We start from the raw sequence: 13,481 nt of genomic DNA, 5'->3' as shown, positions 1-13,481 counted from the left end.
TAACGGCTCGGAAAGGGGGAGGGGGAGGCTCGGGGGGGGGGGGGACGGGGGGGACTCCGGGGGTCTGGCCGATCGTCCCGGCCGGGGGGCGGCCCCGGTCCCCCCGCCCCCCCCCAGGACGCGGCGACAGCTCACAGCGCCGCCGCCAGCTCCGTCCCCTGCTTGATCGCGCGCTTGGCGTCCAGCTCGGCGGCGACGTCCGCCCCGCCGATCAGATGCACCGCCCGGCCCTGTGCCCGCAGCTCCTCGTACAGCTCCCGGCACGGCTCCTGCCCGGTGCACAGCACGACCGTGTCCACGGCGAGCGTGGCGGCCGCCCCGTCGACCGTGAGGTGCAGCCCCTCGTCGTCGATCCGCTCATACGTCGCCCCGGCGGTCATCGTCACGCCCCGGTGCCGCAGCTCCGTACGGTGGATCCAGCCCGTGGTCTTGCCCAGACCGGCGCCGACCTTGGAGGCCTTGCGCTGGAGCAGATGCACCTGGCGGGGCGCCTTGGTCCGCTCGGGCGCCCGCAGCCCGCCGCGCTCGCCGTACGCCGTGTCCACACCCCAGGCGCGGAAGTACGTCTCCGGGTCCTGGCTGGCCCCGTCCCCGGCGTCGGTCAGGAACTCCGCGACGTCGAAGCCGATGCCGCCCGCGCCGATGATCGCGACCCGCTCGCCCACCGGGGCGCCGTCGCGCAGCACGTCGAGGTAGCTGACGACGCTCGGGTGGTCGATCCCCTCGATCTCCGGGACGCGCGGGGCGACACCCGTGGCGACCACCACCTCGTCGTAGGCGTCGAGGTCGCCGGCCGCGACGGGGGAGTTCAGCCGCACCTGTACGCCCCGCAGCGCGAGCTGCGTACGGAAGTAGCGCAGCGTCTCGTCGAACTCCTCCTTGCCCGGCACCCGCTTGGCGATGTTCAGCTGCCCGCCGATCTCCGGCGCGGCGTCGAACAGCGTGACGTCATGGCCGCGTTCGGCGGCGGACACGGCGCAGGCCAGCCCCGCCGGGCCGGCGCCGACCACCGCGAGCCGCTTGCTCCGCCGGGTCGGCGCGAGCACCAGCTCGGTCTCGTGGCAGGCCCGCGGATTGACCAGGCAGGACGTGATCTTCCCGCTGAAGGTGTGGTCGAGGCAGGCCTGGTTGCAGCCGATGCAGGTGTTGATCTCCTCGGCCCGGCCCTCCTTCGCCTTGCCGACGAAGTCCGGATCGGCGAGGAACGGCCGGGCCAGCGAGACCATGTCGGCCCGCCCGTCGGCGAGCAGCTCCTCGGCCACCTCGGGGGTGTTGATCCGGTTGCTGGTCACCAGCGGAACCGAGACCGACCCCATCAGCCGCTTGGTCACCCAGGTGTAGGCCCCGCGCGGCACCGACGTCGCGATGGTCGGAATGCGGGCCTCGTGCCACCCGATCCCGGTGTTGATGATCGTCGCGCCCGCGGCCTCGATCTCCTTGGCGAGCGCGACCACCTCTTCCAGCGTCGAGCCGCCCGGGACCAGGTCCAGCATCGACAGCCGGTAGATCAGGATGAAGTCGGTCCCGACGCGCTCGCGGATGCGGCGCACGATCTCCAGCGGGAAGCGCACCCGGTTCTCGTACGAGCCGCCCCACCGGTCCGTGCGGTGGTTGGTGGCCCCGGCGATGAACTCGTTGATCAAATAGCCTTCCGAGCCCATGACCTCGACGCCGTCGTACCCGGCGGACTGGGCCAGCTCCGCCGCCCGGACGTAGTCCTCGACGGTCTGCTCGACCTCGTCGTCGGTGAGCGCGTGCGGGGTGAAGGGGCTGATCGGCGCCTGGATGGCGCTCGGGGCGACCAGGTCGGCGTGGTAGGCGTACCGCCCGAAGTGCAGGATCTGCATCGCGATCCGCCCGCCCGCGGCGTGCACCGCCTCGGTCACGGTCCGATGCTGTGCCGCCTCCTCCGGCGTGGTCAGCTTGGCCCCGCCCTCGTACGGCCGCCCCGCGTCGTTCGGTGCGATGCCGCCGGTCACCATCAGGCCGACGCCGCCCCGGGCGCGCGCGGCGTAGAAGGCGGCCATCCGCGCGAACCCGTTCTCGGCCTCCTCCAGGCCGATGTGCATCGATCCCATCAGCACCCGGTTGGGGAGCGTGGTGAACCCGAGGTCGAGCGGGCTCATCAGGTGCGGATACGGGGTCGTGGGGCTCATGGAGGGTCTCCTTGCGCGGTGGACGGTACGCACCGTTGTAGACCAGCCGTCCGCTGTTATGCAACAAGTTGCAAAAACTGTGAGCGAGGCGACTGGGCGCCGGCCCCCCGCCGTGTCCGGCTGCACAAAGCTGCATAAAGGGGCGGCGCCCGCCGTCCGGCGCCCTGGTTGCCCCCAGCCGGTGCGGAAATACTGCTCCTGGGGGAACCGGCCGGTCGCCGGCCGGCGGGGTGACGGCGGAGGGGGACGCGTGCGCGGGCATGACCGGGAGAGCCACAACGAGGTGAGCGGGGTCGTCCACGGCCCCAGCGTGCAGGCCGGAACCGTCCACGGCGGCATCCATATCCGCGCCGCGGCGCCGGCCGTACCGCAGGTGCTCTGGCAGCTTCCGCCGGCCGTCGCGCTCACCGACCGCACGGCCGAACTGACGCTCCTGGAGCGCCACCGCGCACAGGCCGCGCGGGAAGGGCACTCCTGTCTGGCCGCGGTCAGCGGACTGGGCGGGGTCGGCAAGACCGCCCTGGCGCTCGCCTGGCTGCACACCCTGCGCGCGGACTTCCCCGGCGGCCAGCTCCACGCCGACCTCGGTGCGCAGTCGCCGCACGGCCCGGCCGAGCCGGCGGAGGTGCTCAGCCGCTTTCTGCGCGCGCTGGGCGTGCCCCCGCAGGCGGTGCCGTCCGGCATCGCGGAACGCGCCGCGCTCTACCGCTCGTTGACCGCCGAGCTGCGAATAGTGGTGCTCCTCGACGACGCCGCGACCGCCGCCCAGGTGCGCCCGCTGCTGCCGGGCGGGCCGAGCGTCACCCTGGTCACCAGCCGGCAGCGGCTGTCCGGGCTGACCCTCGAAGGCTGCCACCAGGTCCATCTGCAGCCGCTCGGCCTGGAGGCGGCGGTCGAGCTGCTGGCGGACACCCTGGCCGACGACCGGGTGGCCGACCAGCCGGACGACGCCCGCACCCTGGCGGGCCTGTGCGCCGGTCTGCCGCTGGCGGTACGGGTCGTCGGCGCCCGGCTCGCGGCCCGGCCGCACCGGCCGATCACCACGATGGTCCGGGCGCTGACCGAGGAGCGGCGGCGCCTGGACGAGCTGGCCATCGACGGCGATCTCAGCGTGCGCGGTGTGCTGGACCTGTCGTACCGGGCCCTGCCGAGCGCGGCGGCCCGGCTCTACCGGCTGCTCGGCCTGCACCCGGGAAGGGAGTTCGGCGGCGCCGTGGCACAGGCGTTACTGGCCGGATCGGGCGGCCCGGAACCGGCTCCCGGCCCGGAGCCCGCCCCGGGCCCGGAGCCGGCCGACGCCCCGGAGCTGCTGGATGTGCTGCACGACGGGAATCTGCTGATCGACGTCGGCGAGGACCGCTACCGCTTCCACGACCTCGTGCGCCTACACGCCGCCGCGCAGGCCGCCGAGGAGGAGACCCCGGCGGAGCGCACCGCGGCGTTACGGCGCCTCGCGGACCACTACCTGGCCACCGCCGCACGCGTCGAGCAGATCACCGACCCGCGGCGGGACGGACTGCCGCGCACCTTCGGCCCGGACCCCGTGGTCACCGAGGAGCTGGGAGAGGGCGCCGAGGCGGCGCTGGACTGGCTGGAGCGGGAACTGGACAACCTGACGGCCGTGATCCGCCGCGCGCGGACCGCGGGCCTGGGGTCGGTCAGCTGGCAGCTCGCCGACGCCATGTGGCCGCTCTTCCCCCGGCGCAAGCACTACGACCACTGGCGCGCCGTCCACGCCGAAGGGCTCGCCGCGGCACGGGAGGCGGGGGACTTGGCGGCCGAGTGCCGGATGCTCACCTCCGGAGGCCTGGGGGAGCTGGGCAGCGGCGGCTTCGACCGCGCGCTGGAGATGTTCGAGCAGGCGGCGCGGACCTTCGCCGCCCGCGGTGACGCACTGGGCGGGGCCCGGACGCTGAACTACCGCGGGCTGGCCCATCAGCGGGCCGGCCGGCTCGCGCAGGCGGCCGACCTGTTCGCCCGGGCCGCCGTCGAGCTGCCCGCCTGCGGAGACGTCCGCGCCGGCGGGCTGGCCCGGCTGAACGCGGCCGATGTCGCCCTCGCCACCGGCCTGCTCGACCGGGCGGCCGCCGACGCCGACGCGGCGCGTACGACGCTGCTGGCAGCGGACGATCCGTACAACGCCGCGCGGGCGACCCTGCTGCTCGGCAGGGTCCTGCTCCGGCGCCGCGCGCCCGAGCAGGCGGAGCGTCGGCTGGCCGAGGCGCTGGCCGTGCTGCGCGGTGTCGCCGCCGGCTACGAGACGGCCCGCGCCCTGGAGTCCCTGGCCGAGGCCGCCGAGCAGCTCCGACGAGTGGACCTGGCCCGAAGGCGCTACCAAGAGGCGCTGGACCTCTACGTGTCCGTCGACCGCCCCGGGCCCGCCGCCGCGGTGCGCGAGCGGCTGGCGCTGCTGGGCGACACCGCCCCGGACTGAACCCACGGCACCGGGCGCCGGATCACGCGCACCGCGGCCGAGGCCAGGCCCGCCACCGAGAGCCCCGCCACCAGCCAGGCGTGCGCCAGCGAGGCCCAGGTCTCCCAGCAGATCCCGGCCGAGTGCCCGGCTCCCAGCGACAGCAGCGCACCGCCGGAGCCGTACGGCCCGCCGAGCCGCAGTCCGCACCGCTCGCCGTCGCGGTAGACGGCCACCACCGCGGCGCCCGGATGGCGCCCCGCCACGTCCCCGGCCGCCGCGGCGTCCGCGCCCGGCACGGCCAGTACGTCGGCCAGCCGCGGCCAGGGCCGTGGCGCCGGGGTGCGTACGCGCAGATGACGGTCCACGACCGGCCGCCCGGAGCCCGGCAGCAGCAGGCCGACCCGCACACGGTGCACGGCTCCGTGGGCCGCGCGGACGCACACCGCGTCGGCGGCGGGCGCGGAAACGGAGACGTCGACGGCGACGGTGTCGGCACCGGTGCCGGTGGCGGTGCATGCCCGGGAGCCCGCAAGCCCCGGCCCGGTCAGCGCCAGCCGCAGCGTGCTCATGACGCCACCATCCCGCCCGGCGTGCCGCCGTACCGCACCGTGACCGGCAGCGCCGCCGGCTCCTGCCACAGCCGGGCGGCCGGTGCCCGCAGCCGGAGCTTGCGGTAGATCAGCGCCCGCATCCGCCGTGCGAAGCGCCCCGGCTCCGAGGTGATCCGGGCCGCGAGGCGCGCATAGCGGTCGGCGCGGTGGGTGGCCGCGCCCCGGCGCAGCTGCCTGCGCAGCGGCCGGTCGGCGCGGAGCCGGGGGGCGAGGGAGTGCAGCTCCGCCATCGGCGAGCCGGGCGCCAGCTCCACCGCCGCGGCGCCGGCCGTGAGGATCCGCGCGCCGGTCATCGTCCCGTACAGCGACACCGAACCGTGGTCGCCGACGATGCAGTCGGCGGCGACGAGCGGACCGCACCAGTCGGCGTACTGGCTGATCAGGCTGACGCCGCGGCGCCCCAGCCCGGCGAACCAGCTGCGGATCTGCCACTCGCCATGGGCGTTCCAGACGTTCGGGTGCAGCAGGACCGCGATCCGGAACTCGTCCCCGGGAAGCTCGGTGACCAGCCGCTCCAGCAGCTCCCACTCCTGCCCCAGCAGGGAGTCGGGCCCCCAGGTGGAGCAGATGAGCACCAGCTCCTGGCGGGCGCCGGTGCCGAGCGCCTCCCGGTACAGGGCGCGGGAGGGCAGGCTCGCGGTGATGCGGTCGAAGCAGGGGTCCCCGACGACCTCCGCGGCGGGCAGCGCCTCCGGGCACTCCCGTCCCAGCCGGCCGAGCTCCTCCTCGTGGGCGAGCACGATCGCCGCGGGCACCACCACACCGTCCCTGACCAGGCGCTGACGGCTGAGCCCGTACACCCCGCGGTCGGCCGCGACCGCCGGGAGCCCGCGCCGGCCGGCGGGCGCGGAGACCAGCTTGTTGTACCCGGCGCCGTGCGGGAGCACGATCACCGGGGCGTGCAGCTCGTGCAGACCGCCGTGGCTGGCGGCCAGCGCGAGGTCGAACCGGGTCTGGACGGCCTGGCCCCAGGGCAGCACCAGGGCCCTGGTGTCCTCCAGGAAGGCGTCCACACCATGGCTGAAGACATCGGGCGCCGCGGTGAAGACCACCTGCACCCGGGGGTCGCCGTCGAAGAGCTGCACCGCCTCCAGCAGCCGCTGCCCGGCGGTGACCGTGTGCACCACCGCCAGCACGCTCCTGCGCACCCGGCGGGTGGCCCAGCGGTCGACATCCAGGCGCAGCGGCACATGCCGTCGGTCGATGTCCCCCCACGTCACACTCACGTGAACTCCCCCGTTCCCTGCCTGAGTTGATCGGATCCTGGTGAGGTGACTGCCCGCGGTTCCTTGCAGCCGGGGTTGCAAAAACCTTGCAGGCGCACTGCAAGCCGCCGCTGACAGCTGCACGGGGCATGTGCGCCCCTCGCGCGACAGTGCGCCCCGGCCCGCACCCTCCGGCCGATCCGGCCCTGCCGCAACAGTGAATCGGGTGCACCGTGCACCTGCGCGGGAACTGCCGGGGCGGCAGGAAGCAGGAGAACCATCCGGGGGGCGATGGTGGAACTTCTGACGCTGGGACCTCTGGAGCTGTGGCACCAGGGCCGTCAGCACACACTCGGTTCACCCAAGGAGCGCTGTGTGCTGGCCACCCTGCTGTACGCGCAGGGGGACCCGGTCGCCGTCGACACCCTCGTCGCCCACGTCTGGGAGGACGACGCCCTCCCGGGCACCCCCGTGGAGACACTGCACAGCTATCTGTCGCGACTGCGCTCCCGGTTGCGCCGCGCCGTCGGCGACCTGGCGCGGGTGGAGCGCCCCTCCCCGCGCCGCTACCGGCTGCGCGTCCACCACGCCGACGACGTGGACCTCACCCGGCTCAAGCGGCTCCGTACGGACGCCCGTGCCGCGGCCCGGCGCGGCGAGCGGGAACTCGCCGTCGGGCTGCTGCACACCGCCGAGGCCCTGTGGCGCGGGGAGCCCTTCGCGGAGTTCGGCGGCGACTGGGCGCTCGCCGCCCGCACCCGGCTGACCGAGGACCACCGGCGGGTGCGCGAGGAACGCATCCGGCTGGAACTGGAGTTGGGCCGGCACGCCGACCTCATCGGCGAGCTGCACGAACTGGTCTCCCGCAGCCCGCTCGCCCAGCAGGCCGTCGCGGCCCTGATGCTGGCCCTGTACCGCTCCGGCCGGGAGGGCGAGGCGCTGGCCCTCTACCGCGGCACCAGCCGGCGGCTGCGCGAGGAGCTGGGCATCGATCCCGGAGCGGAACTGCGGGAGCTGCAGCGCCGGATCCTCGCGCAGGACCCCACCCTCCTCTTGGCCGGCCCTGCCGCGCCCCCCGGGCTCGCCCCGGCACCCGCCGAGGGGCCGGACGGCCCGGGCAGTCCCGCGGCCGCCAGGGGAGGGGGGAGCACCCTCCCGCGCGACACCAGGGACTTCACCGGCCGCGGCAGCGAGCTGCGCCTGCTGCTCGGCGGCCCGTCCCAGGACGCCCACGACACGGCCCTGCCCCTGACCGTCGTCCACGGCATGCCGGGTGTCGGCAAGTCGACACTGATCGTCCATGCCGCGCACCGGATGCGCCCGGACTACCCCGACGGGGGGTTCTATCTGGACCTGCGTGCCTACAGCGACCAGCCGCCGTACGAACCGGCCGAGGCGCTGGCGTCCCTGCTGCGCAGCGCCGGCGTGGCCGAGCCGCTGCCCGCCACCCTCGACGAGCGGACCGCCCGCTGGCGGGAGTGGACCGCGCACCGCCGGGTGCTCGTCGTCCTCGACAACGCCCGGGACGCGGAGCAGGTGCTCCCGCTCCTCCCGGGGGCCGCGACCTGCCGCGCGATCGTGGCCAGCCGCAACCGCCTCACCGAGCTGGACGGCGCGATCCCCCTGCACCTGGACGTGCTGCCGGTCTCGGAGGCCTGCGCGCTCTTCGCCCGGATCGTGGGCGGCACCCGCGCCTCCGACACCGCCGCGCTGCGCCGCGTCGTCCAACTGTGCGGCTGCCACCCGCTGACGGTCCAGCTCCTCGCCAGCCGCTTCCGGCACCGGGACACCTGGGACCTGGAGTACGTCGCCCACCGCCTGGCCCACGCGACCGACCGCCTGGAGGAGTTCGACGAGCGGGTGGCGGCCGTCTTCCGGCTCAGCTACGCCGATCTCGACGCCCCCGCACAGCGGCTCTTCCGGCACCTGGCGCTGCACCCCGGCCCCGACCTCACCCTCGCGGCGGCGACCGCGCTGTGCGCCGCGCACCCGGCCGAGGTCCGCCAGGCGGCCGACCGGCTGCTGGACCGCCATCTGCTCGACGAACCCGTCCGGGACCGCTATCAACTGCACGACCTGGCACGGGCGTTCGGCCGCCGGCTGGCCTGCCGCGAGGACTCCGGGCCGGCCCGCCGCGACGCGCTGCGCCGCCTCATGGCGTACTACCTGACCACCGCCGACCGCGCCGACCGCCTCGCCCACCCGCGCCGCCGCCGGCGCCCCATCGGCCCCGAACAGGTCTCGCCGTACGCCTCGGACTTCACCGACACCGGCGCCGGCGCCCCGGCCGACGCGGCGTCGGTGTGGCTCAGCGTGGAGTGCGCCAACCTCCTGGCCGTGGCCCGCACGGCGGCCGGCGAGTTCCCGGACTTCGCCGTCCTCTTCCCCCATGTGCTGGCCTACTCCCTGCGGCTGTGGGGGGCACGGGACACCACCGCCGAACTCGCCGCCGCCGCGGAGCGCGCCCTGCGCAGCGGGGGCGACCGCCTGGCGCTCGCCCAGACCCTGGTGGAACGCGCGGGCGTACTGGCCCAGGAGAACCACGGCGAGGCACTGCGCTGCGCGTCCGAGGCCCGGCGGCTCTTCGAGGAACTGCACGACACCCACGGCCGCGCCGACGCCCTCTTCGAAACCGCCCGCGCCCATCTCGCCGCGGGCCGGGGCGAGAGGTGCTTACGGGAGATGGACCGGGCCCTGGACCTCTACCGCCGGGCGGGCGACCGCTACGGCGTGGCCGAGAGCCTCAACGTGCAGGGCGCCGCGCTCATCTTCGGCGCCGAGTACACCGAGGCGATGCGGCGCTTCGAGGAGATGCTGGCCATCCACCGGGGCCTCGACGACGCCCACGGCCAGGCGAAGGCGCTCAACAACATCGGCGAGATCTACTTCGCGGAGGGCATGTACGACGAGGCCCGCCGCCATTACGAGCAGTCCCTCGTCCAGGTGCGCCGCTTCGGCGGGCGACAGGAGTTCGCCATCCTCGACACCAACCTGGGCACGGTCTACCGCGTCACCGGACAGCCGGGCCCGGCCCGGGTCTGCTTCCGGCGCGCCCTGGCCAGCCACCGGGCCCGGGGCGACGCGGTCGGCGAGGTGAACGCCCTGACCAGCCTGGGCGCCGCCTTCGTGGAGTCCGGTCGCACGGACGAGGCCCTGGCGCACTTCCGCGCCGCCGAGGAGGTCTCGCGCCGTATCGACAGCCCCTACGAGCGGCACCGCGCCCTGATCGGCATCGCCGACACCCTGCGCTCCGCCGGGCAGCCCGGCCCCGCCCTGGAGACCTACCGCAGCGGCCTGCACATCGCCCAGACCTTCGGCTTTCCCCTCGGCTCCGCCCACGCCCTGGCGGGCATCGCCCGCACCCTCCTGCGCGTACAGGACATCAACGCGGCCCGCCCGTACGCCGAACGCGCGCTGGCCCTCTACCGCAGGCTCGGCGCGACCACGGAGGCCGCGGACCTCGACCGGCTGCTGACCCTCCCGACCGCCATCGGGTCCTGACCGGGAACCGCCGTCCCCCGCCTCACCACATCACCTGCTTGCCGGTGACCGCGCCGCCCGCCAACTGCTGACGGGGGGCCGGTGTCGTCTGCGCGCCGGCGGCCGCCGTGATGATCGCGGCCAGGAGGGACAGCGCCGCGAGGGTGGTGAAGGTGAAGCGCAGCTTGCTCAATGTCTTTATGCAACTTCCGCTGTGTCGCTGACAATTGCAGTGCCCGCTGCTAAGCGGGTGCGCCTGAAGTTACACGTGGGACGCCCACATGGCGGAACCCTTCACTCGAAAGTGGAGGTGTGGATCTTGTGGAGATGCCCGACCGAAGGTCGTTGAAGGCTCCGCGAGGCGGCGGCGAAGGACTCTCGCGGCCTTCGAAGGCGCCTCACGGCCCTTCGTCAGGCCCCCCGCGCGGCGCGCCGTCATCCCACCACGGCTATGCGGCACCCGATCGTGTGACTTGTCACAGACAACACCGCAGGTGATATGGCAGCTTCAACTGCGCTCAACTCAGCTTCTTGGCACGGCAGTTACCGCACGAGCCGACCGAACGGCCGGATATCCGACCGAGGTTGGCCGGTGAGCACGTGAGAGGAACCCATGAGCACCTTGCACGCCATGACCCTGACGCTGGACCAGGTGGTCGACACCGCGCGCTACCCGCTGTCGGAACCGGAGAGCGACGAGGGGCGGGCCCTGGTGTCCCGTGCCCGGCGCGACCTGGAGACCCTCGGCTGCACCGTGCTGCCGGACTTCATCCACCCGGCGCTGCGCGAGGTGCTGCGCGAGGAGTGCTCCGCCCTCGCCCCCCGGGCGCACTTCGACGTGGAAACGGTCAACGTCTACAACATCGCCGTCGACACCGAGCTGCCGGCCGACCACCCGGGCCGGATGGCCTTCGAGCGGGGCAACGCCTTCGTGGCCCGGGACCGCATCCCCGCGGGCTCGCTCGTCAGCCGGCTCTACTCCGACCCGGCGTTCCAGCGGTTCGTCGCCCGCTGCTTCCGGCTGCCGCAGCTGCACGAGCTGGCCGACCCGCTCTCCGGGCTCGTCCTCAACGTCGTCGAGCCCGGCAAGGAGCACCCCTGGCACTTCGACACCAACGAGTTCACCGTCAGCATGCTCACCCAGGACGCGCAGTCCGGCGGCGTCTTCGAGTACTGCCCGAACATCCGGTCCGCGCAGGACGAGCACTTCGACGACGTACGGGAGGTCCTGCACGGCCGCGGCGAGCGGCTGATACACCGCCTCCCCCTCCGGCCCGGCGACCTGCAGCTGTTCAAGGGCCGCTACGCACTGCACCGGGTCAGCCCCGTCCACGGCGAGGTCGCCCGCCACTCGGCGATCTTCGCCTACAGCGAGCGCCCCGGCGTCATCGGGAGCGTGGCCCGCACCCGGCAGCTCTTCGGCCGGGTGTGCCCCGAGCACCTGGCAGCCGAGGACCGGGCGGTGCGCAGCGACCGCCTGCTGGACTAGGGCCTGTCCGATGGGTCATGGCCGGGTCCGCGGCCCTCTCGCCGACCCCGAGGAGCGGTTCCGCCTCGCCCGTCCGCCGCGACGTGCCAAAAGCAGTTCAAACGGCGCCGCTTCGCCTCCCCCGAGGAGCAGGCTCTGTCAGGTCCCTTGGGGCGCACCCTCAACACGCCTCAGTCCCAGTCCCAGTCCCAGCCCCCGCACCCACCGACAACCCGAATCGAGACCGTACGTGACCAACAGTCAGGGCGCCGCACCCACCCCGACCACGCCCCCCGCTCCGCCCGCCCCCGCCACCGGCTCCACGCCCACCTTCGCGCTGGAGGACAGCCTCCCGCGGGTGCCGCTGCCCTCCCTGGAGGAGAGCTGCGAGCGGTTTCTCGCCTGGTGCGCGCCACTGCTGACCGCCGACGAACTGGCGGCGACCGAGGCCGAAGTGGCCGCCTACCTCCGCCCCGGCGGCCCCGGCCGGGTGCTCCAGGCGGCGCTGGAGGAGTACGACGCCACCGAGGGCGTCCACAGCTGGCTCGACACCTTCTGGCCGTACCGCTATCTGGGCCGCCGGGACCGCATCGCGCTCAACGCCAACTTCTTCTTCCTCTTCCAGGACGCCGCGCCGGCGCAGCCGCCGGCAGATCCGCAGGTGGAGCGGGCCGCCGGCCTGATCGCCGCCGCCCTGCACTACAAGCGCCGGCTCGACCAGGAGCTCCTCCCTCCCGTGCTCCAGCGCGGCGTGCCGCAGACCATGGAGCAGAACAAGTACCTGTTCTCCACCACCCGCATCCCCGGCGCGGAACAGGACACCGTCCGCGCCCCGTACACCCCGCAGTGGCCGGGCCCGTCCGACGCCCGCCACATCGTGGTCTTCTTCCGGGGCGGCATGGTCAAGCTGGACGTACTCGGTGCGGACGGCACGCCGTACGGCCTGGACGACCTGCGGGCGGGACTGCGCGCCGTACTCGACGGCGGCGAGCCGGCCGGCGCCGACGCGCCGGTCGGCCACCTCACCACCATGGCCCGCGCCGAGTGGGCCGCCGCCCGCGCGTCCCTGCTCGCGCACCACCCCGGCAACGCCGACGCCCTGGACGACATCGAGACCGCCCTCTTCTGCGTCTGCCTGGAGGACTTCGCCCCCGCCGACACCCAGCAGACCTGCGACGAACTGCTCTACGGCGACCGCGGCAACCGCTGGTTCGACAAGGCCGTCTCCTTCGTCGTCTTCGCCGACGGCCGCGCGGGCATCAACGTCGAACACTGCGAGCTGGACGGCACCACCATCCTCAGCTTCGTCGACGCCCTGCTGTCCACCCCGGCCGAGGAGCACTCCCAGGCTTCCGGCGCCCGCTCCCAGGGCGTGCCCGCCCGCCGGCCGATCACCTTCCACCTGGACGACGCTCTGCGCGCCCAGGTGCGCTCCGCCGCCGAGGCGTTCGCGCAGTACGGCGCGGACACCGCCACCCGCACCGTCTCCTTCGACGACTTCGGCGCCCGGACCGCCAAATCCCTCGGCGTCTCCCCGGACGCCTTCGTCCAGCTCGCCTACCAACTCGCCCACCAGCGAGCCAAGGGACGCCTGGGCGCCACCTACGAGTCGATCGCCACCCGGCAGTGGCGCCGCGGCCGCACCGAGGCGATGCGCGTCGTCACGCCCGAGATCGTGGATTTCGTGGCCGCTATGCAGGACCCGGCGACGGACCCGGACGCCCGCCGCGCCGCACTGCACACCGCCGCCCACGCACACGTCACCCGCGCCAAGGAGTGCCAGGCCGGCGACGCACCCGAACAGCACCTGTGGGAACTGGAACTCATCCAGCGCCGCCGCGGCCCGGAACTCGGCCTCGCCGAGCAGCCCGCCCTCTACCGCACCCCCGGCTGGCTGACCCTGCGCGACGACTACCTCAGCACCAGCTCCGCCCCCTCCACCCACATCCAGTACTTCGGCTTCGGCTCCACCAGCAGCCGCTGCATCGGCGTCGCCTACGTCCTGCTCCCCGAACGCTTCCACCTCTACCTGAGCACGCCCCTGCCGGTCGCCGACCAGATGCACCGCTTCGCCGACCACCTCCGCCAGGCGATCGACGAACTGCGCGACCTGCTGGCCTCCGACCGGTCCGGGAACTGACCCCG

8 protein-coding genes are annotated in these 13,481 nt (G+C 74.2%); 4 read left to right on the top strand and 4 right to left on the bottom strand.

Going from position 1 to position 13,481, the window contains the following annotated elements; genetic code table 11:
* Nucleotides 1–131: 131 nt before the first annotated feature.
* The gene (locus ACZ5XZ_RS21455; RefSeq protein ID WP_468980303.1) at nt 132–2,156 is read right to left on the bottom strand and encodes an FAD-dependent oxidoreductase; all 2,025 of its coding nucleotides are present in this window, start codon (nt 2,154–2,156) and stop codon (nt 132–134) included.
* 250 nt (nt 2,157–2,406) lie between these two features.
* Here ACZ5XZ_RS21455 and ACZ5XZ_RS21450 point away from each other — a divergent pair, with 250 nt between their 5' ends.
* On the top strand, nt 2,407–4,590 hold the full coding sequence (locus ACZ5XZ_RS21450) for an ATP-binding protein (protein WP_468980300.1): 2,184 nt from the start codon (nt 2,407–2,409) through the stop codon (nt 4,588–4,590).
* On the opposite strand, the gene ACZ5XZ_RS21445 is transcribed toward ACZ5XZ_RS21450, so the two are convergent.
* Nucleotides 4,509–5,141 carry a transcriptional regulator gene (locus tag ACZ5XZ_RS21445; RefSeq protein WP_468980298.1) on the bottom strand — a complete coding sequence of 211 codons (633 nt, stop codon included), beginning with the start codon at nt 5,139–5,141 and terminating at the stop codon, nt 4,509–4,511. The two genes, ACZ5XZ_RS21450 and ACZ5XZ_RS21445, sit on opposite strands and share 82 nt — an antisense overlap.
* Nucleotides 5,138–6,409: a hypothetical protein gene (locus ACZ5XZ_RS21440; protein ID WP_468980296.1), complete on the bottom strand. Its 1,272-nt coding sequence runs from the start codon at nt 6,407–6,409 to the stop codon at nt 5,138–5,140. Before ACZ5XZ_RS21440 ends, ACZ5XZ_RS21445 begins: the two co-directional genes overlap by 4 nt.
* Nucleotides 6,410–6,679: 270 nt before the next feature.
* On the opposite strand from ACZ5XZ_RS21440, the gene ACZ5XZ_RS21435 reads away from it, so the two are divergent.
* The gene (locus tag ACZ5XZ_RS21435) at nt 6,680–9,889 is read left to right on the top strand and encodes an AfsR/SARP family transcriptional regulator (RefSeq protein WP_468980294.1); all 3,210 of its coding nucleotides are present in this window, start codon (nt 6,680–6,682) and stop codon (nt 9,887–9,889) included.
* Between the two features lie 22 nt (nt 9,890–9,911).
* On the opposite strand, the gene ACZ5XZ_RS21430 is transcribed toward ACZ5XZ_RS21435, so the two are convergent.
* Nucleotides 9,912–10,061, bottom strand: coding sequence for a hypothetical protein (locus ACZ5XZ_RS21430; RefSeq protein ID WP_468980291.1), 150 nt, complete (start codon nt 10,059–10,061; stop codon nt 9,912–9,914).
* A gap of 420 nt (nt 10,062–10,481) precedes the next feature.
* On the opposite strand from ACZ5XZ_RS21430, the gene ACZ5XZ_RS21425 reads away from it, so the two are divergent.
* Both ACZ5XZ_RS21425 and ACZ5XZ_RS21420 read left to right on the top strand, forming a co-directional pair.
* Nucleotides 10,482–11,357 (top strand): HalD/BesD family halogenase, encoded by an 876-nt coding sequence (locus tag ACZ5XZ_RS21425; RefSeq protein WP_468980289.1) that lies wholly within the window; start codon nt 10,482–10,484, stop codon nt 11,355–11,357.
* A 316-nt stretch (nt 11,358–11,673) separates the two neighbouring features.
* Nucleotides 11,674–13,476, top strand: coding sequence for a choline/carnitine O-acyltransferase (locus ACZ5XZ_RS21420; RefSeq protein WP_468980542.1), 1,803 nt, complete (start codon nt 11,674–11,676; stop codon nt 13,474–13,476).
* Nucleotides 13,477–13,481: the final 5 nt, after the last annotated feature.

The sequence above is a fragment of the Streptomyces sp. NPDC033270 genome, assembly GCF_055576575.1.
This window is presented reverse-complemented; position numbering and strand designations above follow the sequence as displayed.